This window comes from Vibrio navarrensis (genome assembly GCF_000764325.1).
GTDB classification, from domain to species: Bacteria; Pseudomonadota; Gammaproteobacteria; order Enterobacterales; family Vibrionaceae; genus Vibrio; species Vibrio navarrensis.
In genome coordinates this window covers 2,811,699-2,834,004 of sequence record NZ_JMCG01000001.1, presented here as the reverse complement: position 1 = coordinate 2,834,004, position 22,306 = coordinate 2,811,699, and the positions used below count along the sequence as shown (strand labels likewise).

Sequence of the window (22,306 nt, the reverse complement as noted above, 5' to 3'; positions counted from 1 at the left end):
TTCGCAAGGTGCAACGTGAAAGGAGAGTGAAAATGGCTTGCTTAAACAACGAGCAAAAACGAAAAGGCAACGTGATTTTGCACGCTTTCGACTGGCGCTATGATGAGATTGGCGCTCAAGCAGAAAAGATCAATCAAATGGGTTATGCCTCGGTGCTGGTATCACCACCGCTGCGTAGTGCCAAATCCGCAAAATGGTGGCAACGGTATCAGCCACAAGACTATCGTGTTATCGACAACTTTCTCGGCAACACAGAAGATTTCCGCAACATGGTTCAAGCCCTTGAAGCGGTTGGCGTTCGTGTTTACGCCGATGTCGTCTTTAACCACATGGCCAACGAAGCCAAGCAACGTAGCGACTTGAACTATCCAGCCAAATCGGTGCTGGAAGAGTACATCAGCAACGCTGAGTACTTTGAAAAGCAGCGCCTGTTTGGCGATCTTTCGGAGCCGTTATTCACCGAAAGTGACTTTGTTGAAGCGTTCGGCATCAAAGACTGGAAAGATAAATGGCAGGTGCAAAACGGGCGGATTTCCGGTGGCCCAAGCGATCCGGGTCTGCCGACGTTGCGCGTACATGAGCATGTGATTGAGCAGCAGCGTAACTACCTGCGCGCGTTGAAAAATCTTGGTGTGAAAGGTTTTCGCATTGATGCAGCCAAGCACATGACCTTGGAGCACATCAAACAAGTTTGGACGGATGAAATTACTGAGGGGATGCATATCTTTGGTGAGATCATTACTGATGGAGGGGCGACGCAGGAGGAGTATGAACTTTTCCTACAGCCTTATTTGCAAGAAACGCGTTTGGGGGCATACGATTTTCCGCTCTTTAGCACTCTATTTAAGGCTTTCTCAGAAAAGGGCAGCTTCAAAAGCCTGATCGATCCTTACTGCTTTGGGCAAGCACTGTCCAAGCGTAGGGCGATAACCTTTGTGGTAACCCACGATATTCCCAATAACGATGTGTTTGCCAATTTGGTGATGGACGAGACATCAGAATGGTTGGCTTACGCTTATATCCTTGGTCGTGATGGCGGTAGTCCGCTGGTTTATACCGATCTCGACACCAGTGGAATGAAAAATGCCTCAGGAGAACCGCGCTGGCTGAACGTTTGGCGCGATGCCAAAATGGCGAAAATGATTGCATTTCACAACCGATTCCACGGTGAAGAGATGGAGGTGTTGGAGGGCAATGATGACATGCTGCTATTTCGTCGTGGTCAAGAAGGCTTTGTGGTGATTAATAAGTCGACTCGCAAACAGTCGGTTTCTATCCCTAGCAACGTGTCTTTAACGGATGTGCTGACTGGAAAACGTTACAGTTCAAGTAAAGGTCGAGTTGATTTCACCGTTGATGCGAAAACCAGCTTGATGATGTGGTAAGAAAACGGCGAAGCTTAAGCTTCGCCGTCTTTTATGGTGAGTAAAAGCGTTAAACGATGAATTTGTTCAAGATCGCGTCTTGTTCACGGACGTTTTCTACCTGAACTTGCATTGCAATGTTGGCGCTCTCTGCGAGTTCAGATACCTGTACGGAGAGATCTTTGATCTTCACCGTGTTGTTGTTGATCTCCTCGGCAACTAAGCTTTGCTCTTCAGCGGCTGAAGCAATTTGAATGTTCATATCACTAATTTGCTGAATGGCGCCACGAATACGCTCAAGTGCGCTATTGGCTTCTTGCGCTCTTGCCACGGCGTTGATCGCGGTGTCTTTGCTTTGGCTCATCGCGCTTGCTACCGAGTTCGCACTGCTTTGCAGTTTCTCAATCATGCTGCGGATTTCGGTCGTTGATTCTTGAGTGCGCTGCGCTAGTGTGCGCACTTCATCTGCAACCACGGCAAACCCGCGGCCAGATTCGCCCGCGCGTGCCGCCTCAATCGCGGCGTTTAGAGCCAGCAAGTTGGTTTGATCGGCGATGTCATTGATCACTTTTAGAATGGTTTCGATGTTCGACGTGGCCGATTCGAGCACTTGTACCTCGGTGACCGCTTCGTCAATGCGGGTAGAGAGTTCATCGATAGCTTGAGTTGTGTCGTTGACAATCGCGGTGCCATCGACAGTGGCGTCATCGGCATCTTTCGCTGCAGAAGCCGCGCCTTGTGCGTTAGAGGCAACATCGGAAGCGGTGGTCGCCATCTCATGCATCGCAGTGGCAAGCTGTTCGAGCTCACGTAACTGCTCTTGCATCGCTGCCGCAGACTCTTGTAAACCGACGGAGGTGTTTTCTGACCCATGTAGGATTTCAGCACCAATCGCTTTTGACTGCTTAATGAGCTGCTGCAAATTACCCGTAAAGGCATTAAAACCACTGGCTAGCTTTGAAAACTCTTGGTCTGTATTGGTATCTAGGCGCTGAGTTAAGTCACCATCGCCAGAAGCCACATCCTGAATCGCTGTATTGAGGTCATCAAGTGGGCGCATCAAAGAGCGGATCAGCACCAGCAGCAACGCGACACTGATAATCAGCGCAATTATTGTATAGTTGATGGAGCTGTTACGTAACTGGCTTATCGATTGGTAAGCAATGCTTTCATCAAGCACCACGCCTACATACCAGTCTTCCCCAGGAACGGCAGAAAAATCAAGTGTATAAGACTTACCATTCAACTCGACTTTCTGCGGTTTTTCGGTAATTTGCACGTTTGGCATGTATTCCGACATCGGTTTGCCGTTTTTCTTTGTTTCTGGGTGAGCGATGGTGGTGCCGTCTTTTGCCACGATGAAGACGTAACCTGCATCAAACAGTTTTACTTGGTTCACCAATTCGGCCAAACCTGCCAAACTCACATCGTAGAAGATTGCGCCAATAAACTTGCCGTTATCGCGCACAGGCGTCGCGATGGAGACAAGAATTTCATTTGTCGCCGAGTCAGCATACGGGGCGGTAATGATCAATTTTCCGGCATTCTTCGCATCTTTATACCAAGGACGAACGCGGGGATCCCAAGTCGGCCCTGGGTTCCAGTTCGGATCGTTATTAATATTAGAGCCATCTTTTTCGAAGCCCAAGCCAGCGAGTAGGAAGGTATTTTTAACCACTGGGCGAGTAATGACGTCGGAGATATGTTTTGGTGAAAGGTCGGTTTCCATCATACTGGTCGAGTAGGCGGCAATGGCTTTTCGGCCATTAATTTCAGCCGCGACGGTATTTCGGACCCCATCGACAATTTCAGTGACACTGGCTTCTACTTGTTTGGTCAGTTCGTCCTGAACAGTAAAATATTGCTTTGCCGTTAGCAAAGAAACAGTAACGAGCAGCAATAGCGAAGAGGCTGCAACAATTTTATGGCTAAATTTCATCCTGTGTCCCTCGGTTTGGTTAAATAACCAACTACTTATAATTTTATAGTTAAGAAAGTACCGTTCATCCAGTTATTTGTTTAGTTATGTCTAATTTATAAAGTATTTTTTGTCCGAAAAAAAAGCGAAGGAGAATCCTTCGCTTTTTCGATAGTTGTTAGACAGTAAAACGGTTGAGAATATCGTCTAGTTTGCGCACGTTGTCTGTCTGGACTTGCATCGCTTGGTTGGCATTTCTCGCTTCACCTGCTACCTGTGTAGAGAGATCTTTGATGTTGACGGTGTTGTTGTTGATCTCTTCAGCGACCAAGCTCTGTTGCTCAGCAGCGGAGGCAATTTGCATATTCATATCGGTGATTCGTTGAATCGCATCACGGATACGTTGCAGTGAGTTACGCGCCAAGTTGGCTTTTTCCACCGCGTCAACTGCGCTGTTTTTACTCTCTTTCATTGCGCCAGCGACAGAAGATGCGCCCGATTGCAGTTGCTCAATCATGCTGCGAATTTCAGTCGTAGACTGTTGAGTTCTTTGTGCCAAGGTACGTACTTCATCGGCAACCACGGCAAAACCACGACCGGATTCACCAGCGCGGGCCGCTTCAATCGCCGCGTTAAGCGCCAGCAAGTTGGTTTGGTCGGCAATGTCGTTGATGACTTTCAAAATGGTTTCGATATTGGCCGTCGCAGACTCCAATCCTTGCACCTCTTCAACCGCCATATCAATGCGTTGCGATAGCAGATTGATGGAATCGGTTGACTGATTGACCACGTTGGCGCCTTGCTGTGTGGCATCGTCGGCTTCTTGCGCGGCGGCCGCTGCTCCTTGGGCATTGTTCGCCACTTCGGTTGCGGTGACCGCCATCTCATTCATCGCAGTAGCCAGTTGTTCAAGCTCTTGCAACTGCTCACTCATGGCTTCTGCCGAACCTCGAGCACCGCTTGCCGTCAGCTCCGTACCGTGGCGAATTTCTACGCCGATCTCTTTCGACTCAATAATTTGCTTTTGCAGATTGGCAGTAAAGGTATTGAAGCCTGCCGCAAGTTGCGAAAACTCTTGATCGGTATTTGTATCAAGGCGATGGGTCAGATCTCCGTTGCCCGACGCCATATCTTGAATGGCTGCGTTTAATGCATCCAGCGGGCGCATTAAGAAGCGGATCAGCATGGTAAGCGCGGTCAAACTGAGGATTAAGGCAATCACTGCATAAATCATCGAGTTGTTGCGCAGAGAGTTGACTGCTGAGAAAGCGATATCTTGATCGACAATTGCGCCGATGTACCAGTTTTCACTTGGGATTTTGCTAAACTCAACCAGATAGCGAGTGCCGTTGAGCTCAAATTCCTGCGAACCTTCTTTGAGTTGTACTTGTGGCAAGTAACTCGATAATTTCTCACCGTTGTTCTTTTGCTCAGGGTGAGCAATCGTGGTGCCATCGGCGGCAACGAGGAACAGATAACCTGCGTCAAACAGGTTAACTTGGTTAACCAGATTGGCCAAATTAGTCAGTTTCATGTCATAGAACATGGCGGCAACGAAACGGCCATTCTCTTTTACTGGTGTACCGACCGAAATAATCACAGTTTTGCTCGACACATCTACATAGGGTGCGGTGACGATTAGCTGGTTTTTGTTCTTGGCATCGACATACCAAGGACGCTTACGAGGATCGTAATCCGGACCTGCTTCCCAACCATCGTCATTTTCAACCACGAAACCATCTTTTTCATAACCGAAACCCACCGCAAGAAAACTGGATTTCAATTTTGGTTTCTCAAGAATGGTTTTGACGTAGGTTTTATCGGATGGCGAAATCTCGATCACTTCGGTGGTCGACTGAGCCAGCATCTTACGTGCTTCCATCTCTGAAACCACGGTATTGCGCACACTGCTTATCATCTCATCTAGGCTTTTAGTTACGTGTTCTTCGATGGTGCTGCGAACAGTGTAAATTTGCTTAAGTGACAGCAAGGATATAGTCACTAACAGCAGCGCAGAAGAGGCTGCTACAACTTTATGACTGAATTTCATATAAATCCCCTAACTTAATTCCAGCAAGCTTTGTAATTTTTTATTAATTGTAGAAGTATTATCGGCATTTGCGCCGTATACCTAAGTACAATTTGTTACTTTTTTCCAAGCTAGGCAAATATTTGTAGATGTCAGTCCTCTTTTTGTGACTTTGATGGGTTTCTTTTGCATCCGATTGAATATTAAGCGGATTGATAGCAAGGGAATGTCACAAATATGAGATGTATCAATGTCTCAAATGCAAGCAAGCCTCGTATGAAACGAGGCTTTCTTTATGGTAGCACGGGCTAGAAAATGAGATGCGCCACGCCAGCAATAATTGGCAGAGTGATCAGTGTGCGCAGAATGAAAATCACGAACAGCTCAACGATATTAACCGGAATTTTACTGCCGAGCAGTAGCGCGCCAACTTCAGACATGTAAATCAACTGAGTGACCGACATGGCAGCGATGATAAAGCGAGTCATCTCGTTATCAATAGACGCGGCCAAAATGGCCGGGATGAACATATCGGCAAAACCAACAACAATGGTTTCAGATGCGGCAACGGCTTCTGGTACACCCAATAGCTCAAGGAATGGGATGAATGGCTGACCAAGAATGGAAAATACAGGTGTGTATTCAGCGATGATCAACGCCATGGTACCTAATCCCATCACGACGGGTAGTACACCAAACACCATATCCACCGCGTTGCGAATACCTTCAGCAACCACAGATTTTACCGACGTCACTTTGCCAGCGCGATCCAGAGCCAGTTCCATGCCCCAGCTAAATGAGGTGTGGCCTGCTGGCACGGCGTTGGCATCCGCGTGCGGTTCACTACCATCGATATAGCGATCTTTTTTCATGCTCAGTGGTGGTAAGCGAGGAATGATGATGGCTGCAACGATGCCCGCAAGACAGATAGCACCGTAGAATGGCAGAAACAGGTGTTCCAGTTTCACTTGGGCAATCACGACCAAACTGAAGGTGATGGACACTGCCGAAAATGTGGTGCCTACGACTGCTGCTTCGCGCTGAGTGTAGAACTTACTTTCGTACTGCTTGCTGGTGAGCAAAATCCCCACGCTGCCATCACCAAGCCAGGAAGCCATACAGTCAATGGCGCTGCGGCCAGGAAGGTTAAAGACAGGGCGCATCACCTTGCTCAGCAGCGCGCCAAACAGCTCCAGCAAACCGAAGTTGAGCAGGAGTGGCAGTAGCATGCCCGCAAAGATGAATACCGCAAACAGAGTAGGCAGAAGGCCAGTTAGGACTAAACCACCAGTATTTTCTTCCCAGATTGCTTTTGGTCCAACTTGGAAGAAAGTCATCACCACGGCTGCACCACCCAAAAGGCGAACGATTAGCCACAAAGCGCTTGGGTTGAACAGGCCGTTGAGAAACGCGTTGTTGACGATCTTAGCTGGCTGGAAAAGTTTGGTAGCAAGAGAGGCCACAGCCATAAAAGCGATGATTGCCGTCACGAGTGCGACAAGATGATCGCCCAGCAAAGCAGGTACCAGCTTGGCTAAAATTGCCACTGGGATGGTTAATTCACCTTGGTAGCTGATTGGAGCCATAAAAAGAAGTAGGCCAATAAGCGAAGGAATGAAAAATTTCCAAAAGTTGTTTTTTCCGGCCACTTCACCGTTGGTCAGCGTGGCAGTATTGGTGTTTTCTGTCATACGTTTCTCATGTTACTACTAGTCAATACTTCCATTTCTGGAGAATAGATATTCACTAAATGTCTGTGTTTAATCACAGAGTGCGCGAGAGTACTCGCAAACGCACCTCGATGCAATACTATTCAACAAAATACCCTAAATATTCAGGCGTAACATCCGATGAACGATATGAAATCAGAGTATTGTATTGACCATGTGTTAAATGTTAGAAAATTGTATCATTTTGAGTTCGGTGCGTTTCATCTGAGACAAAAATTTGTGATTTCGTCTGCGGGAAGGGGGCAGAAATAGCCAATAACTCTGTCAATTAGCCTTATTTCTATTGAGGTAAAGGTAGATCCAGTAGGCACATGCGATGGTAATCGCCAGAGTGGCGGGGAAAATTAATGCGTAGAGTTGATAATGAAGGAAGCTAACAGCGCCAACCGAGCCGCCGAGGAGAAAACCGCAGAATATGCATAGGAACAATTTGGCTTTGCGCTTATCAAACTGCTGACCGCGTAAGCTTTCGCCAATCATGATACCGAGATCGGTTATCACCCCTGTCATATGCGTGGTGCGCACCACCGCGCCGCTGAAGGTGGTGATCATGGCGTTTTGCAATCCACAAGCAGCAGAGGCTAAATATTGGCCGTAAATATGACCATTCACCAAAAAACCGAGTGACATGATTAATAAAAAACCTTCAATACAGAGCGCCACACCGTAGCGACGGCCGAGTTTTAATGCGCTGCTTTCGATAAAAAAGCCGCTGAAGGTGGAGCCTAATAAAAAGCTGACGATAATCAGCACCAAGTGAAAAGTATCGGTGGTGTTTGTGATAAAGCTGCTGCCGAGCAAGGTTACCGTACCGGAGAGGTGTGAAATTGCTTGGTGTTGAAATCCCATTAGACCAATAGCGTTCACGCAGCCAGCCAACAGTGCCAGTAAGAAGGCACCAAATTCAACCCAACGAGGCAATTTTGAAATCACGGTCATCTCTCTCAAAGACTAAGGTGGTGATTATAGCGCTGCGTGCGCTAAGTTAAAGTGGTACGAGCTGTGGGTGGTTGATCCTTCTCAAGTAATTTTGAACTTTTATATCAAAATTTTAGTGGTAATGATTTCGTGCCACAGAAACGAATCACAGTACGGTTCGCTGTTTTTGAACTGCGCTTTGCCATCTTGATCCGCTTTGTCGTCTTGATCATTGTAATAAAGAGCTTTAAGGTCTGCTTAACTCAATTTTGCCTAGTAGAAAGATGAAAAGACGCCGACTGCCGATCCCTTTGATTTTGCTCGTGCCAATCGCGATGTTAGCGGTAGTGATTGTAGCGGGCGTGTACCGCTTTAGCCTCAGTGACGACGACATCATGGCAAAGTTTCCCAATCAACCTGTAGAAAGTGATGCGCTGCTTTACGCTTGGCTTGGGATCTCTTCGCCCAACCCCTTGACCCTCAATGTGCCCGAAAGCAGAGCGTTTGCCTTTATTGATGAGTATGACAGCGCCAATGGGCTGGCATCTGGTCAGTATGACGCGGGGACGGAGAGAGGCCGCGTTACGCTGTTTACCCAATTTAAGCTGGATCTCCGTTCAGATGAAGAGATCTGGTTTACTGCGCCATTCATGGTCAGTAATCAGGGAAGCGGCCGTTTTTACTATTTGGGATTGTTTAAATATGACCCACAGCCGCGACGAGTCATTATGACGGACTCCGTTCTTCTCGGTGATCGTATCGAGCTTGAACAATCGCAGCTTGGCGACAATAAGTATATCGAAGTGACGTTTTTGCAGCATTCGGCGCAACAATCCTATATAGAACAACCGCTTGATCGAGTGACGCAGCGATATGAACGAGTGGGAAATAAACTCAAACAATCTAAATAATCATTTTTGAACGACTTTTTGTGCTAAAAATGGCAATTTCATGGTGATTTCTCAATAAGAAATGCATAAGCTGTGAAGCCTGTTCAGCAGGAGATAGTAAGGCCGTGTCTTCCCCAGTAATTAACAGACGTGTTTCTCAACGCAGTAGCGGTAAGAAGTGGATGATGTTCTCTCTACCGCTGGTGGCAATTGTCGGTATTGCCGCCTCATTACCCCAATCCAACCTCACTCGCACGATTGAGCTCAATTTACCTGAGACGAGCCAAGTGGTTGAGTCGCTGTTTGCCAACAAGTCAGACGGTTGGATGATTCCGCCCAGTTTTGAATACCAGATAAAAAGTGGTGATAACCTCAGCACGATTTTTACTCAGCTTGGTTTTGGCTACGCTGAGATGATGAAAGTGATGGAAACCGATTTAAACTATCTGGCACTTGATACCTTAAAACCCGGCAACACGCTGAGATTCTGGAGAAATGAAGAGACTGGCGTGCTCAATAAAATGGAGCTGGAATTTAGCATCGCAGATAAAGCGGTTTACGTGCGTAACAGTGACGGAACTTTTGATTTTGAGCAGGTTAACCTTCCCGGCGAGTGGCGTCAGCAACCGCTAACAGGAACGATTGACGGCAGCTTTTCTACTTCGGCCAATCGTCTAGGATTGAGCAGTACAGAAATCGATCAAGTGGTGTCTTTGTTAAGAGAGAAACTGAATTTCACGCGAGATCTACGTGCGGGTGACAAGTTCGAAGTGGTGCGGCGAATGCAATATATCGATGGCATCGACAGTGGTAAGCGTCAGCTAGAAGCGATCAAAATTTACAACCGCGGGCGTGAAATCAGCGCTTATTTGCACAGCGATGGCCAGTTCTACGACGCCAAAGGACAGAGCTTGCAACGCGCCTTCCAGCGCTATCCTGTTGCCCGCAATTGGCGTTTGAGCTCGCAGTTTAATCCACGTCGCTTGCACCCTGTGACTGGGCGTGTTGCCCCGCATAACGGAACCGACTTTGCCACGCCAATTGGTACCCCTGTGATGTCGACAGGCGACGGGACGGTCATCATGGTTCGCAATCACCCATTTGCCGGTAACTATGTGGTGATTGAACACGGCAGCAAATACAAAACACGTTATTTGCATTTAAGTAAGATCCTTGTGCGCAAAGGACAAAAAGTGTCGCGTGGACAAAAAATTGGTTTATCTGGTAACACGGGGCGCGTGACTGGGCCACATCTTCACTATGAATTGTTGGAGCACAATCGCCCGGTTGATGCGATGAAAGCCAATATCCCAATGGCCAGTTCGGTGCCGAGTAAGGAGATGAAATCTTTCTTAGCAAGGGTGAAGGAAGTGGATTCAATTTTGCGTGAGCAAACGTCGCAGGCGATATGATGCAATCACGATCAAACCAACAGATCAAAGGGAATTCTTTGATCTGTTTGAAACGATTTTCTGTTTAGGCGCTGCGTGCGTTCTGTGCCTGCAATCTAGCGATGATCTCCTGTGGCTTTTGCGGTTTGGAGTAGTAGTAGCCCTGAATTCGTTCGCAGCCCATTTCGACCAGCTTGTTCAATTCGCGTTCGTCTTCAACTCCTTCGGCGACCAGATCGACATTGAGTTGGCTAGCCAGTTGAATAATCAACCAAATCACACGCTCGGCAGTTTGGTTGCTGAGCATATTTCGCACGAAACTGGCGTCAATTTTGATTACATCAATGGGATAATTATAGATGTAATTCAAACTGGAGTAGCCCGTACCAAAGTCATCCAGTGCGATTTGAAAGCCTTTTTGTCGTAGCGCATCAAGCAAAAGTCGTTCTTTGCCAGAGTGAGTCAGCAAGACCGTTTCAGTTAACTCGACGACAAAATCTTTTGGATGGTGGTGATATTTGCGCATCATGGCATCGAGAAAAGCCAGATAGCGTTGGTCGTTGACCAGCTCATAAGCTGAGCAGTTAACCCCGAGTTTGATTCGATAGCCTAGCTCATTTTCCAACCACACTTTACTCTGGCACGCCAGCTCGATAATGCGTTCACTTAACTGAGTGATTAAGCCAGACTGCTCCGCAGCGTCAATAAACTCAACGGGTGATACGGGCCCATACTCAGCGCTGTTCCAGCGAGCGAGTACTTCAAAATAGTCCCAGCGTTTGTTATTGACGTTAACAATCGGTTGAATCACGACATAAAACTCCTGGCTTTTTTCTACAGGCAAGGAGAGCTGCTCGCGAATGGCTTCAATCAATTGTGACTTACGGTGGTAGTTCGCACTGAGGTGCGTGTCGTAACAGCGTATCCGTTCCTGAGGATATTTCTTACACTCTTTCATCGCCAAGGTGGCGTTGAGGATCAGCTCGTCGCCGCTCACTACTCGCTTGTTTGCTGCTTTGGCGATGCCCATGCTGACATCAAAACCGACATGGTTGCATTTATCTTGATACCCAGGTGAGAGACTGTCTAAAATTTGCTGGCAGATATCTTCCGGTTGCGCTGCGAAAGTAATAAGTGCAAATTCATCTCCAGAAATTCGATAAGCCAACCTCGGCGGTGGCAGCACTTGACGAATTGCATTGGCAGTAAATTTAAGGATCTGGTCGCCGATGTAATTCCCGTGAATGTCATTGATCAGTTTGAAATTATCAATGTCCAAGTAGACCAAAGAAAACGGGCTCTCAGTCTGCTCGGTTAGCGTCTCCAAGGTATCACTCAAACTACTGCGATTTTCCAAACCGGTGAGATTGTCATGAGAGACCTCATAACTGAGCTGATTGACCAACTGATCGGAGCGCGCCGTTAGCCACTGTTCACGTAGGCTTTGTGCTGCCAGTTTGGCGTACACTTGATGGTGCTTAATCAGGTTAACCGTTTCCTGTGGCGGTGAGTCATACACGGAAATCAACATGCCCAGAATGCCACCATTGGGTGCGTGAAGCGGAATACCGACAAAGGTTTTGATTCCCATCGCGGTGAGCGTTGCTGAATGAGGGGCAGAGCAGTAACAACTCGCGTGTCTAAGACAATACTCAGTGATGGCTAATGCGACTCTCTCTAACGATTCAGGCGTCGCGTGAGCAAGATCGGAGTCCGAGTCGCGTTTGGTGCAAGACTTAATACTGGTGTGACCGCTATGCAAATCAACCTGCAAGATGCAAGTTGAGTAAGCAGCAAACTTTCTTTGCAGTTCTAAAGTGACTTGGTGCAGTAACTCATTCCCATCAAGGGACAAAGCCTGGATGAGCGTATCGAGTTCAATGCAAGCTTCCAAGGTTGAACTTTTCATCTGACGTTATCTCTGCCTGAATAGTTTTCACGAGTTATTATTGGTGCATAGAATTGCAAAATCATTACTTTATGCATCGTGTTAAATATTGTTCAGGTCTTCTAAGTTTGCAACGTTGATTGTCTGCCTAGCTGCTAAGCCTCTGTTTTTCCATCAGGTAAAAATATGTATCAACTGGACCTTTCTTGTTCCAGCCGTTCTTTTAGATAGTCGATAAACAGCTTTGTGCGAGTGTGCTGGTAGTCGAGTTTGGGGTAGTAAGCATAAACAGTCGATTCGTCGGCAGTGATTTCAGGTAAAACCCGTACCAGTGTGCCTTGTTTTAACTCATCTTTGATCATCACGTTATTGCTCAATAAAATGCCCATGCCTCGCTTGGCGCCATGGAAAAGCGCTTCTGGATTGGTGGTAGAGAAATTGCCAGAAAGAGTCAGACGTTTTCCTTTGTTGATTTTCACCTCCCGGGTCGGTTTTTCTCCCCAAATGAGTACGTTATGTTGCAGTAAATCGTCTGCACAGGTCGGGGTGCCATGCTTGGCTAGATACGCAGGGGCGGCGTAAAATGTCGCCTTGTGCTCAAAGAGAGGGGTGGCAATAAAACTGAGCGAATTTAACTGTTCCAGCTCACGGCTGATAAACAGATCCAAACTCAGCTCCGGCAACTGGCCGGGCAACGTGGTAAAAAGCTGAATTTTGATGTCTGGATATTTCTCAAGAAAATCATCAAGATAATGAACGAGAAACTTAGAACCTACCGATAAGGTCGCGCCAATTTTCAACAGTCCGGCAGGGCTTTGGTTGACAGAGCGTGTTTCGTCTAACACCGATTGCCAGCTCTCCATTTGCGCTTTTGCTCGTTGATAAAACAGCGCGCCAGCTTCGGTTTGGCTGATCGAACGCGTGGTGCGCTTTAACAGTTGCACGCCAATTTTATCTTCAAGCCATTGAATGCGTTTGCTGATCGCCGAACTGGTGGTGTTCTGCTTTCTCGCTGCGGCGTTAAAGCTGCCTTCCTCCACCACTTTGATGTAACTCTGTACGCTTTGGATCCAATCCATTATTCATTCTCTCTAGGAATTAATTTCTTTCCAGTTTCCTAGATTATCATCAAATCATAAGCAATATACACTGCGGCGATGAGCTTAAGGGGAGAAGGAAGTAAAGTGCAAAATCGGCTGCGTAAAACACCACTACTTTTGGCGATGATGATTATTGCAACTGGGCAGGTCGGAGTGGCTATCTACATGCCTTCGCTGCCGATGATCAGTGCTGAACTCGGCTTGGCGCAAGCCAGTGTACAGCAACTGGTGACACTGTTTTTACTCGGTTTTGGCTTCTCGCAACTCTTCTACGGGCCGCTTTCAGACGCGATTGGCCGCCGTCCGGTATTTATTGTTGGTCAAGGGGTATATCTCTTGGGCACCTTGGTCTGTATCGCTTTTTCATCCAGTATGGAAGCATTGGAATTTGGCCGCTTGTTGCAAGGATTGGGTGCAGGGAGTGCCTCGGTGCTAGGGCGCTCTGTATTGCGAGACAGCTATGAAGGGGATCAACTGATCAAAGCGCTATCGTACATTTCGGTAACAGCGTCAATTATGCCGATCATCGCCCCCGTGTTTGGTGGTTGGATAGCCTTTCATATTAGTTGGCAAGCGGTGTTTGTATTCGTGCTCTGTTACCTACTGGCTATCTTCACGCTGGGTTATTTTGTCTTACCAGAAACTTTGCCGTATGCGAAAACGCGTTTTCGTCCGCTGAGCCTAATTGCGACCTACCGTGAACTGTTGGCCAGCCCACAAGTTTTGGGCAGTGCAAGCTTTAACTGGATGAGTTACTTAGCGAGTTTGGTCAGCTTATCGATTTTCCCCTTTATGATGCAAAATCAACTCGGTTTATCGGCAGCGGATTACGGCAGCTTGATGATCGTTCCCTCCGTCGGGCTTCTTTGTGGCAGTGTCGCGGTGAACATTCTGCTGCGCCGTTTTACTATCCGTAGCGTACTCGGATTCAGTTTTACCCTGGTTGTGCTGGCGGGGCTTGCACTCATGAGCTTACCGCTGAGTGTGGCGAGCCTTGTGGGCGCTTTCACTCTGATGAGTTTTGCTCAGGGTTTGTCATTTCCCTTGTCGATCAGCTTGCTGCTAGCGCCACATAAACAAAAGGCGGGCGCGGTGTCTGCGCTCTCTGGCTCGGTACAGATGTCGGTTGCCGCGTTGTTGGGCGGGTTTCTGGTGGAGCACTGCATTGCCACACAAACACAGCTTGGGCTGTTCTATCTGATGGTGGCAAGTGGTTGCTTTGCGGTGCTGCTTTTTAATAGCCGCATTATTGTTGCTCGCGAAGTACAACAAGTGTGAGCTTGATTCTACCGTGCGGCATTACTACAATGCGCGCAAATCTTCACAAGGGCATACTGATGCAACAGAACGAATTTGAACAACTGGTGAAAGCGCTTTGCCAGCAAGAAAACCTACCTAAAGCGCTGGAATTGCTAAAAGCGTCGGACGATGAAGAAATTTCGCAGGCAGCGCAATCCCTCACTGGTCAATTTGTTTTGGCCGAAGTCGAGGGTGAGCGACGTGTCTATCACGTTTCTTACCAAGAAAATGAAGCAGGAGAAGAAACCGAGTACCTAGAGCACATCATGAACGAAGGTGAGCACTTGGTGAAATTTGCGGCTTGGTTCTTTGATAGCATGTTTGAAGTGAAAGCGAAGGATACTTACCAAGCGGCAGGCAAAACATACCAGCAGCCCAAACGCAGCTAACCTCCTTTCCCTCAGCGTAAAAACGCCGCCGTGTTGTTCACCGCGGCGTTTTTTGTTGATAGCGGCAACGCTGCCCTCTTTTTCTTATTTCGATAAGATCTTTTTATCATCTCATGAAATAAAATTACGAAATAAATGTGATCTAACGCTTGTTATTAGTCAAATATGAAGTAAAATTACAACGTAAATGAGAGAAAAGAAAACTGAGGAGAAGCAAAATGGGTAACGAACTAGGTGGCGCGTACATTGGTCAAATGATGGCAAAGCAAGCGATGCACAACGCTTTGTACGGAAAAAGCACCAAGAAGAAAGCCTCTTTGATCAGCCGTATGTTCAAAAAAATGGCAAAATAAGATCATTCATTTGTAATAAAATTTCAAAAAACCTGGCTTTAGCCAGGTTTTTTATTTTCGCTCAGTTAGGCTCTTAGTGAGCCGATTGATGGCTCATATCCAGCACATTGTCTGGCAACGAGGTTAAACCACGTTGCTCTAGCCAGAGTTGCAGTTGATCACAGCCACCGACGTAACTGCCTTCCAGCCATATTTGCGGGACGGTCACAGGCGTTTTCTCTCCGATGATGGCTTTTACCTCAGGGATCATGCGATACAGAGCCGCACTCTCTTTGACCACATCGTGATAGAGGTATTTTATGCCTGCGTCATCCAGCAGTTTTTTGGCTTTTACGCAGTAGGGGCAGGTCGCTTTGCCGTAGACGATGTTGCCTTTGAGTGTATCTCGCTTAGACCATTCGGCGATGACCGACTGAACCAATACGCCACGGTTGAGCGCCTCTCCCTGACTGACTACTTTGCCTTCAACCAGCAGAATCGGTGCGTGCCAAGCGCCCAGTTTTAGCGGCTCCCACCAGTGAGAAAGCCAATCCTTGACCTCCAGCTCAACGGGTACGTCTGCCAATTCGTTGGCAAAGGTGTCAGTGAGAATGTCTTTGGTTAAGGTGCACTCGCCACAAGGAATATTGACTTTAAAAGGGCCCCAACTTCCGGCCCATTTATACAAAGTGATTTTGATCGGTTTACTCACGAGTGTTTCCTTAATTTGGCTATTCGCTTTAATTTAATCAGTTTCTTGTGAATAAGAACGAACTTGTCTGCCTTTTCTTTCAGCCTAGTGGAAATTATCGGCTTTTCTAACTTTCGGCTTTCTTACTTTCAGTTTTGTTAGCAACGGCTTTGTTAGTATCGATTTCTCACCGTCTGTTTTTCTTACTTTCCCAATGGGTGATAAAAGCGACGGAAGCGATGATGATCGCTGCACCGACCCAAAGTCTGCCCGGTGGAACCCAGCCGAACACCAGCCAGCCGGCCAAGACATTGAGCGGCAGCTTCGCGTGGTCGAAAGGTTGCACAAAGGAGGCATCAGCGCTGTCATACGCCTTTACCACCGCCCACTGTGCCAGTGCGGTCATACAGCCTGCGGCAAAAAGTACCAGCCAGATGGTGGTGTTGTTCGGTAGGGTAAAATCGGGCAATGCTAGCACAATGTTAAACGGGGTGATCAACAGCAGTAAGTAGACCACCATGGTGGAAGGCGGATCATTCACCGAGAGCTTTTTCACCATCAGTGAATAACATGCCCAAAAGAAGGCCGCGCCGACAGGCAGTAAGGTCGCCCAACTGAAATCATCGGTCCATGGCTCAAGAATGATCATTGCGCCGACAAACCCCATTAACGTGGCGGCCCAGCGAGCGATACCGACCCTTTCTTTGAGAAACAGGCCCGAGCCAATAGTGGCAAACAGAGGTGATGTCATCAAAAGCGCAATGCCTTGCCAAATCGGCACCGGGTAGGCGAGAGCCCACAGCCACAATTGGATCCCAATCACTGAGAGAAAAACCCGCACTGCATGCCAACCGAAGTGTGAGGTTCGCAGTGAACGGCGGATACCGAGGGTTCTGAGATACGGGAGAATCACAATCAGCGCGATGCCGTATTGCAACAGAGCGACGGTGGTGGACGGAATGGAAAAATGAATGCTGGCAATTTGTGCGAGGCTGTTAACCAGAGCAAAGGCGAGCCCAGCGGTTAACATCCAACTCGCGCCTCGAATAGGGTGATGTTGAGATTGCATAGAAAATTGGTGTTGATAAAAGTTTGAGAATCATACGTTTTCTCGCTGAGTAAGCCAACGTTTCGCTACCAAATGCAAGATAAAAAAAGCCCCCAGTGAAGGGGGCAAATGCCGATTTAAAGGACGTTACCTCTGATCAAGAGGCTAAGAACGAGAAGCACAAACGCTGCCATGCATTTGTACTTTAATAAGAGCATGATGCGTGCCAATTTATAAGTTATTGATATTTATAGGGAGAGCCATTTTGATATGCCGTTGATTGCACCAAGATCAGGCTCAAATATCTCCTTTGGTGCACAGCGAGGGCAAGTTGTTATGCACCAATTGACGCCATCGTTGCTCGAAAGCAAAAAAGCCGGTGACTGGACCGGCTTAAAGACTCTAAGTGTTAAGGACAATTAGAAATCGTAGCGTACACCCAAGCGAAGCGTGTCTTCACCTTGAGTAACTTTACCTGCTGCGTCTTTCACTTCATCTAACTGATTCATGTAGTAAGAAGCGTAAGTGCGGAAGTTGCTGTTTAACTTGTAGTAACCAGCCAACTCAATGCCTTCAGCCTTGTCAGATTTGGTGCCATTGTTGTCTTCTTCGGCGAAGGTGTAGAGCAGCGCGAGGCTAAATGGTTTGCTGACTTTGTACTGTGCGACAAGCTCGTACGCTGTGAATTCTTCTTTCGCTTTATCATCGATATCACCAGTTGAGTAAGTGGCACCGAGGTACAAGTTGTCGAGCGTGTAACCTGCACCTGCTAGGATTTGGCTTTCGCTGCCATTGCCTTTGCCTAGGTCACCAGTTGAATAAGCCAGACCAAGATCTAGACCCATTGGTAAGGAAAACAGGCCGCTGATACCCATAAGGTCACTGTTATCTGCACTTTTTGCAGAGTAAGTCGCTTGGATTTGTAGTGCATCAAAAGAACCACGATAAGCAAAAGTGCTGTCTGTTTTGTCTGATGATGAGTCGATGTACTGCTGTATGCCTGAGAACTCAGTAATATCCGTCAGGTCAGAGATAATCACTGCAGCCATGTTTTGACGGCCGACAGAGAACGAACCTGCATCAGATTTCACACCAGCATACATGTAGCGGTTGTCAAAGGTGCTTTTGCCTGTACCTTGCTCTGCTTCATAGAAACCGAATGCTTCTAGGCCGTTGCCCAAATCGGTGCTGCCTTTAAGGTTAAGACGAGCACGAGTGCTGTCTTTCATCGTACCGTCGATTTCAGCGCCTTTACTGCCGATGAAGTCACCACGGAATTCAACGCGGCCACCAATCTTTAGTTCGGTGCCTTCATTGCTGTATACCGTTGCAGCAAATGAAGAACCTGTTACCACTGCTGAAAGAATTGCTGTTGCTAGAGCTGCCTTTTTCATTACTTGTTACCTTATTTGTAATCAATGGGCTTACTTGCCCGTTTTGTTTATGTGGCTAAGGTACGGGTTGAAAATGAACAATCGATGGCTGATTGATGACAATTCGGTTGTGAATATATTTCAAATCTATGAATTGATTGGTTTTTATACGAAACGTATAGCGAAAGAGGAAAAAGAGATGGGCAGAAGAAAAGGCCAGCGTTTCTGCTGGCCGATTTAGTTACAGTGGCTGATCGTTGACGCTCAGTTTCACATCAATGTTGCCACGTACAGCATTGGAGTAAGGGCAGACTTGATGCGCAAGGCTAACGAGTTGACTTGCTTCTTGTTGAGGGAGATCCAGTGTGGCGTTTAAAGCCACTGTTAAGGCAAATCCACCGCGATCATTTGGACCAATGCCAACCGTTGCCGTTACCGGAGCGTGTTTTAAAACCACTTTGCCCTCGCGTGCGACGTGTAAAATCGCATTGGAAAAACAGGCAGCGTAACCAGCTGCAAATAGCTGTTCTGGATTGGTGGCTGCGCCGCTACCGCCCATCTCTTTTGGGTAGCTTAGGTTCAGCTCAAGCAGTTTGTCGTCGGTGCTGACCACGCCATTACGGCCAGCAGAAGCGGTTGCGGTAGTTTGATACAGTGTTGTCATCGTCTTGTCCTTTATTTTTTGATTGTGTGCAATTTAATTGCTTGCAATCTTATATCGATCCCTGAGTTGTTTGCAAGTATATTGTGCGCAATTTATTTAAAGGATGATTCTATGTCTCAGTCCAACCCCAACTGCCAGAGCGGTGCAGAAGACGCCATTTTGCTGGAAAATCAGATCTGTTTTCCGCTCTACAGCGCCGCGAATGCGGTCATTCGAGCTTACCGTCCGTTACTTGAGAAGCTCGATCTCACCTATTCTCAATACTTGGTGATGTTGGTGCTCTGGCAGCAAAACGGTATCAACGTGAAAGATCTCGGCGCAAAGTTGTATCTCGATTCGGGCACCTTAACGCCGCTACTCAAACGCTTGGAGAGCAAAGGCATCGTAGAGCGGCGGCGCGGTAAGGATGATGAAAGAGTTCGAGAGCTCTACTTGACCAATACGGGGCAAGCGTTGAAACAGCAAGCGTTGTCGATTCCGCGAGAGATGCAATGCAAGTTTGATCTCTCTTTGGAGGAATTGCTCACCTTGAAAAAGTTGTGTGAGCGAGTGATTGGCCAACTGGGCTAATGGAGAGCGGATCTCATTTTCTTTCATTCTGTGATTGAATTCTGAGCACTTTATCAGTGGCTGGTTTAGAATCCATTTTTTGAGTTCATTCAGGGAAGAAAAATGCATCCTATCTATTTAGGAAACAAAAAGTTGCAGCCAAGTAAAGTGCTCTGTGTCGGGCGAAATTATGTCGAACACATTAAAGAGTTAGATAACGCGCTGCCTGAACAGATGGTTTTATTTCATAAGCCCGCTACTTCGGTCACTCCCTCCCTGAGCTCATTCCATCAAGAGCCGTTGCACTATGAAGCTGAGATCTGTTTTGTGGTGGAAGATGGCCAATATACGGGCGTTGGTATCGGTTTGGATCTCACTAAGCGAGAGATGCAAAGTTATCTGAAAGGGAAAGGGCTGCCGTGGGAGCGTGCGAAGGCGTTCGATGGTTCTGCGGTTATGAGCCGTTTTGTTTCGCTTGCCGGATTGGATGTCGGCGATCTCAACCTTGAGCTATTTATCAACTGCGTCCGAGTGCAAAAGGGGCATGTCAATCAGATGCTCTACTCTCCGCAGGCCATCTTAGCCGAACTGAAAGGCTACGTGACGTTACAAGATGGCGACATCGTTATGACCGGAACGCCGCAAGGTGTCGGAGTGGTACACAAAGGCGACGTTTTCTTGGGCCGCCTTAAATGTGGTGAGCATACCTTGATCGAAATCGAATGGCTGGCGAGCTAGAACACCAGCAGTTTTAGCAGCAGAAATACCGCCATACTGACGACAGTCGTCAGCAGCACGTTCTTGCTTTTCCATGCGATGAAGGCCGCTAGCAGCGCGGCTAAAATGTACGGATTTTGCGGCGACAAATGAAGCTCTCCCTCGGGGGAGAAGACAATCGGAGCCCAGATGGCGGTTAAAACCGCAGGGCTGGCGTAGCTCAAAAAGCGTTGCGTGCGCTGGCCTAATTTCAAAGGCAGATTGGGTTCGAGAAACAGATAGCGACTGGCAAACACTAACGCTGTCATGGCTAAAATAGTCAATAAAATCATTGTTTTTTACCTCCAAGCTCTTCGGCTAAATAGCCTGTAGCCATCGCGCCGATACTGGCAACCATCAAAGCGCCTTCGACCTTAAAAAAGTGCAATGCCACCGAAAGCAGCAGGGCCGTTACGACGCTGAGCAAGACCGGCAGATTTTTGATCCCGGGGACGACGATGGCAATAAAGGTGGCGGCGACGGCAAATTCTAAACCCAGTTCATTGAGCTGAGGTAGGAAGCTGCCCGCCAAAATGCCAGCAAAGGTCGCGAGATTCCAGAAGAGATAAAAACTAAGCCCTGCACCCAGCGCGTACCAGCGATCAAACTGCTTTTCGCTTTGATGCCCAACGAGGGCAAACAGCTCATCGGTTAGCAAGAAACCCAGTGACAAACGCCACCTTAGCGGCAGCGGAGCTACTTTACTGCGCATCGACACGCTGTAGAGAAAGTGGCGAGAGGTGATGAAAAAGGTGGTGAGTAGCATAGTAGTCAGCCCTGCGCCCGCTTTGATCATGCCCATTGCGACCAGTTGCGCCGAGCCGGCGAATAGAATCGCTGACAGGGCTTGTCCTTCAAAAGGATGTAAGCCTGAATCAATGGCAAAGGAGCCGGCAAGCAGCCCCCAAGGAAGAACGGCGATACTCAGTGGCATCATGGCAATCGTGCCTTGCCAGAATCGTCTCGCTTTTGAGTCGTGTTGTTGTGAGGTCAAACTGATATCCATAGTGTACTCTTTGCTGTTTTTTCTCACTTTAGCGAGACGTGTGGGCAAAGTGTTGTATTTTTTTGCTGAGAGAAGATGCGACGGCTAGCCATTTGCCAAGCGATCCAAATGCTTGACATACTGCCCCGGCGTCACGCCCATGGCTTTTTTAAAATGACGGTGGAAATGGCTTTGGTCATGAAAACCGCACTCTTGCGCCACGTCCAAGATGCGCTGCCCACCTCTTAATAACCGTTTGGCGAGCCGTAAACGCTGCTGTATCTGATAGGCGTGTGGTGGAAAACCATAGTTTTTTTGAAACTCCCGCACCAAGTGAAACGGGCTTATGCCGCCAAGTTTCGCTAACTCTTCCAAAGAGACATCAGCTTGTGGGAAATCATCAAGAAACTCTTTAACCAGCGAGAGCTGGCGCTGAGCAGAGGCAGGAGATCGTAGTGGCTGGCGCACACTGCTGTGTTTGGCCGCCAGTTTGATCAAGGTGCCGTACACCAGTGTTTCGCGCAGTAACCTATTGTCTGAATTGGCTAAGGTGTCAAACACCAGCCGCAGCTGCATCGCTAATTCAGGATCGTACACCACGGGTTGCGGGAAGTAAGGCTGCGCCAAGTTGGGCGAATTGAGCTCGTCGCTTAATCTGGCAAACTGCTCTGGTACCGGATACATCGCTTTGTATTCCCAGCCCCCTTCGGTAGCAGAATGACCATTATGCACTTCATCAGCATTGACAAGAATAATGCTGTCTTGCGGTGCAATGTGGTTTCCTCCGGTGCGGAAAAATCGCTGCGCGCCTTTTTCAATCACGCCAATGGTGTAGCCTTCGTGGCTGTGCCGAGAAAAATTCTGTTTCTCGTACTTGGCATCCAGCAGTTCTAAGCCCCCGAGTTCGGCGGCAATCTGAAAATGGGCGATTTCTTTATTATCATTTTTCATCGTGTGGTGATTCGCAGCAGCATCTTCGTCCAGTCTACCCG

The 22,306-nt window shown here is 47.8% G+C and carries 21 protein-coding genes; 8 read left to right on the top strand and 13 right to left on the bottom strand.

Annotated elements, in window-relative coordinates; all coding sequences use genetic code 11:
• Nucleotides 1-32: 32 nt before the first annotated feature.
• On the top strand, nt 33-1,385 hold the full coding sequence (locus EA26_RS12515) for an alpha-amylase family glycosyl hydrolase (RefSeq protein WP_039427928.1): 1,353 nt from the start codon (nt 33-35) through the stop codon (nt 1,383-1,385).
• A 49-nt stretch (nt 1,386-1,434) separates the two neighbouring features.
• Here the strand turns inward: EA26_RS12515 and EA26_RS12510 are convergent, their stop codons facing one another.
• From EA26_RS12510 to EA26_RS12495, 4 genes are all read right to left on the bottom strand, one after another.
• Nucleotides 1,435-3,303 (bottom strand): methyl-accepting chemotaxis protein, encoded by a 1,869-nt coding sequence (locus tag EA26_RS12510; RefSeq protein ID WP_039427925.1) that lies wholly within the window; start codon nt 3,301-3,303, stop codon nt 1,435-1,437.
• Nucleotides 3,304-3,460: 157 nt separating this feature from the next.
• Nucleotides 3,461-5,332 carry a methyl-accepting chemotaxis protein gene (locus EA26_RS12505; protein ID WP_039427922.1) on the bottom strand — a complete coding sequence of 624 codons (1,872 nt, stop codon included), beginning with the start codon at nt 5,330-5,332 and terminating at the stop codon, nt 3,461-3,463.
• A gap of 287 nt (nt 5,333-5,619) precedes the next feature.
• Nucleotides 5,620-7,002, bottom strand: coding sequence for a YjiH family protein (locus tag EA26_RS12500; protein WP_039427919.1), 1,383 nt, complete (start codon nt 7,000-7,002; stop codon nt 5,620-5,622).
• A 303-nt stretch (nt 7,003-7,305) separates the two neighbouring features.
• Nucleotides 7,306-7,974, bottom strand: a complete 669-nt coding sequence (locus EA26_RS12495) for a YoaK family protein (protein WP_039429110.1) — start codon at nt 7,972-7,974, stop codon at nt 7,306-7,308.
• A 269-nt stretch (nt 7,975-8,243) separates the two neighbouring features.
• Between EA26_RS12495 and EA26_RS12490 the strand changes: the two genes are divergently transcribed.
• The gene (locus tag EA26_RS12490; RefSeq protein ID WP_039427916.1) at nt 8,244-8,870 is read left to right on the top strand and encodes a hypothetical protein; all 627 of its coding nucleotides are present in this window, start codon (nt 8,244-8,246) and stop codon (nt 8,868-8,870) included.
• A 104-nt stretch (nt 8,871-8,974) separates the two neighbouring features.
• Complete coding sequence (gene shyA, locus EA26_RS12485; protein WP_039427915.1) at nt 8,975-10,261, top strand: peptidoglycan DD-endopeptidase ShyA; 1,287 nt, start codon at nt 8,975-8,977, stop codon at nt 10,259-10,261.
• A 64-nt stretch (nt 10,262-10,325) separates the two neighbouring features.
• Here the strand turns inward: shyA and EA26_RS12480 are convergent, their stop codons facing one another.
• Nucleotides 10,326-12,149, bottom strand: a complete 1,824-nt coding sequence (locus tag EA26_RS12480; RefSeq protein ID WP_039427913.1) for a putative bifunctional diguanylate cyclase/phosphodiesterase — start codon at nt 12,147-12,149, stop codon at nt 10,326-10,328.
• Nucleotides 12,150-12,319: 170 nt separating this feature from the next.
• Nucleotides 12,320-13,207 (bottom strand): LysR family transcriptional regulator, encoded by an 888-nt coding sequence (locus tag EA26_RS12475; protein WP_039427911.1) that lies wholly within the window; start codon nt 13,205-13,207, stop codon nt 12,320-12,322.
• Between the two features lie 144 nt (nt 13,208-13,351).
• Here EA26_RS12475 and EA26_RS12470 point away from each other — a divergent pair, with 144 nt between their 5' ends.
• The 3 genes from EA26_RS12470 to EA26_RS22465 all read left to right on the top strand — a co-directional run bounded on the left by EA26_RS12470 (nt 13,352) and on the right by EA26_RS22465 (nt 15,269).
• Entirely contained in the window at nt 13,352-14,506 is a 1,155-nt protein-coding gene (locus EA26_RS12470; RefSeq protein ID WP_226973871.1) for a multidrug effflux MFS transporter, read from the top strand.
• Nucleotides 14,507-14,565: 59 nt separating this feature from the next.
• Nucleotides 14,566-14,916 carry a hypothetical protein gene (locus EA26_RS12465; protein ID WP_039427903.1) on the top strand — a complete coding sequence of 117 codons (351 nt, stop codon included), beginning with the start codon at nt 14,566-14,568 and terminating at the stop codon, nt 14,914-14,916.
• 218 nt (nt 14,917-15,134) lie between these two features.
• The gene (locus tag EA26_RS22465; protein ID WP_264299426.1) at nt 15,135-15,269 is read left to right on the top strand and encodes a hypothetical protein; all 135 of its coding nucleotides are present in this window, start codon (nt 15,135-15,137) and stop codon (nt 15,267-15,269) included.
• 73 nt (nt 15,270-15,342) lie between these two features.
• Here EA26_RS22465 and EA26_RS12460 read toward each other — a convergent pair whose 3' ends face one another.
• The 4 genes from EA26_RS12460 to ohr form a co-directional block, all read right to left on the bottom strand.
• Nucleotides 15,343-15,960, bottom strand: a complete 618-nt coding sequence (locus EA26_RS12460; protein WP_039427898.1) for a glutaredoxin domain-containing protein — start codon at nt 15,958-15,960, stop codon at nt 15,343-15,345.
• A 166-nt stretch (nt 15,961-16,126) separates the two neighbouring features.
• Entirely contained in the window at nt 16,127-17,008 is an 882-nt protein-coding gene (locus EA26_RS12455) for a DMT family transporter (RefSeq protein ID WP_052079745.1), read from the bottom strand.
• A 398-nt stretch (nt 17,009-17,406) separates the two neighbouring features.
• On the bottom strand, nt 17,407-18,381 hold the full coding sequence (locus EA26_RS12450) for a porin (RefSeq protein WP_039427893.1): 975 nt from the start codon (nt 18,379-18,381) through the stop codon (nt 17,407-17,409).
• 220 nt (nt 18,382-18,601) lie between these two features.
• Nucleotides 18,602-19,024, bottom strand: coding sequence for an organic hydroperoxide reductase Ohr (gene ohr / locus EA26_RS12445; RefSeq protein ID WP_039427890.1), 423 nt, complete (start codon nt 19,022-19,024; stop codon nt 18,602-18,604).
• Nucleotides 19,025-19,135: 111 nt separating this feature from the next.
• Between ohr and ohrR the strand changes: the two genes are divergently transcribed.
• On the top strand, nt 19,136-19,594 hold the full coding sequence (gene ohrR, locus EA26_RS12440) for a transcriptional regulator OhrR (protein ID WP_039427888.1): 459 nt from the start codon (nt 19,136-19,138) through the stop codon (nt 19,592-19,594).
• A gap of 102 nt (nt 19,595-19,696) precedes the next feature.
• Nucleotides 19,697-20,311: a fumarylacetoacetate hydrolase family protein gene (locus tag EA26_RS12435; protein WP_039427887.1), complete on the top strand. Its 615-nt coding sequence runs from the start codon at nt 19,697-19,699 to the stop codon at nt 20,309-20,311.
• Here EA26_RS12435 and EA26_RS12430 read toward each other — a convergent pair.
• From EA26_RS12430 to EA26_RS12420, 3 genes are all read right to left on the bottom strand, one after another.
• Nucleotides 20,308-20,622: an AzlD domain-containing protein gene (locus tag EA26_RS12430; RefSeq protein WP_039427885.1), complete on the bottom strand. Its 315-nt coding sequence runs from the start codon at nt 20,620-20,622 to the stop codon at nt 20,308-20,310. The genes EA26_RS12435 and EA26_RS12430 overlap by 4 nt on opposite strands.
• The gene (locus EA26_RS12425; protein ID WP_039427883.1) at nt 20,619-21,335 is read right to left on the bottom strand and encodes an AzlC family ABC transporter permease; all 717 of its coding nucleotides are present in this window, start codon (nt 21,333-21,335) and stop codon (nt 20,619-20,621) included. Before EA26_RS12425 ends, EA26_RS12430 begins: the two co-directional genes overlap by 4 nt.
• Before the next feature lie 84 nt (nt 21,336-21,419).
• Nucleotides 21,420-22,265 carry an AraC family transcriptional regulator gene (locus EA26_RS12420; protein WP_039429106.1) on the bottom strand — a complete coding sequence of 282 codons (846 nt, stop codon included), beginning with the start codon at nt 22,263-22,265 and terminating at the stop codon, nt 21,420-21,422.
• Nucleotides 22,266-22,306: the final 41 nt, after the last annotated feature.

Excerpts from the sequence above, each read along its gene's own strand:
- EA26_RS12435 (WP_039427887.1), top strand. The coding sequence starts at position 19,697 with ATGCATCCTATCTATTTAGGAAACAAAAAGTTGCAGCCAAGTAAAGTG.
- EA26_RS12420 (WP_039429106.1), bottom strand. The coding sequence starts at position 22,265 with ATGAAAAATGATAATAAAGAAATCGCCCATTTTCAGATTGCCGCCGAA.
- EA26_RS12450 (WP_039427893.1), bottom strand. The coding sequence starts at position 18,381 with ATGAAAAAGGCAGCTCTAGCAACAGCAATTCTTTCAGCAGTGGTAACA.
- EA26_RS12455 (WP_052079745.1), bottom strand. The coding sequence starts at position 17,008 with ATGCAATCTCAACATCACCCTATTCGAGGCGCGAGTTGGATGTTAACC.
- ohr (WP_039427890.1), bottom strand. The coding sequence starts at position 19,024 with ATGACAACACTGTATCAAACTACCGCAACCGCTTCTGCTGGCCGTAAT.
- EA26_RS12510 (WP_039427925.1), bottom strand. The coding sequence starts at position 3,303 with ATGAAATTTAGCCATAAAATTGTTGCAGCCTCTTCGCTATTGCTGCTC.
- EA26_RS12505 (WP_039427922.1), bottom strand. The coding sequence starts at position 5,332 with ATGAAATTCAGTCATAAAGTTGTAGCAGCCTCTTCTGCGCTGCTGTTA.
- EA26_RS12425 (WP_039427883.1), bottom strand. The coding sequence starts at position 21,335 with ATGGATATCAGTTTGACCTCACAACAACACGACTCAAAAGCGAGACGA.
- EA26_RS12515 (WP_039427928.1), top strand. The coding sequence starts at position 33 with ATGGCTTGCTTAAACAACGAGCAAAAACGAAAAGGCAACGTGATTTTG.
- EA26_RS22465 (WP_264299426.1), top strand. The coding sequence starts at position 15,135 with ATGGGTAACGAACTAGGTGGCGCGTACATTGGTCAAATGATGGCAAAG.
- EA26_RS12500 (WP_039427919.1), bottom strand. The coding sequence starts at position 7,002 with ATGACAGAAAACACCAATACTGCCACGCTGACCAACGGTGAAGTGGCC.
- EA26_RS12475 (WP_039427911.1), bottom strand. The coding sequence starts at position 13,207 with ATGGATTGGATCCAAAGCGTACAGAGTTACATCAAAGTGGTGGAGGAA.
- ohrR (WP_039427888.1), top strand. The coding sequence starts at position 19,136 with ATGTCTCAGTCCAACCCCAACTGCCAGAGCGGTGCAGAAGACGCCATT.
- EA26_RS12430 (WP_039427885.1), bottom strand. The coding sequence starts at position 20,622 with ATGATTTTATTGACTATTTTAGCCATGACAGCGTTAGTGTTTGCCAGT.
- EA26_RS12465 (WP_039427903.1), top strand. The coding sequence starts at position 14,566 with ATGCAACAGAACGAATTTGAACAACTGGTGAAAGCGCTTTGCCAGCAA.
- EA26_RS12480 (WP_039427913.1), bottom strand. The coding sequence starts at position 12,149 with ATGAAAAGTTCAACCTTGGAAGCTTGCATTGAACTCGATACGCTCATC.
- EA26_RS12470 (WP_226973871.1), top strand. The coding sequence starts at position 13,352 with ATGATGATTATTGCAACTGGGCAGGTCGGAGTGGCTATCTACATGCCT.
- EA26_RS12490 (WP_039427916.1), top strand. The coding sequence starts at position 8,244 with ATGAAAAGACGCCGACTGCCGATCCCTTTGATTTTGCTCGTGCCAATC.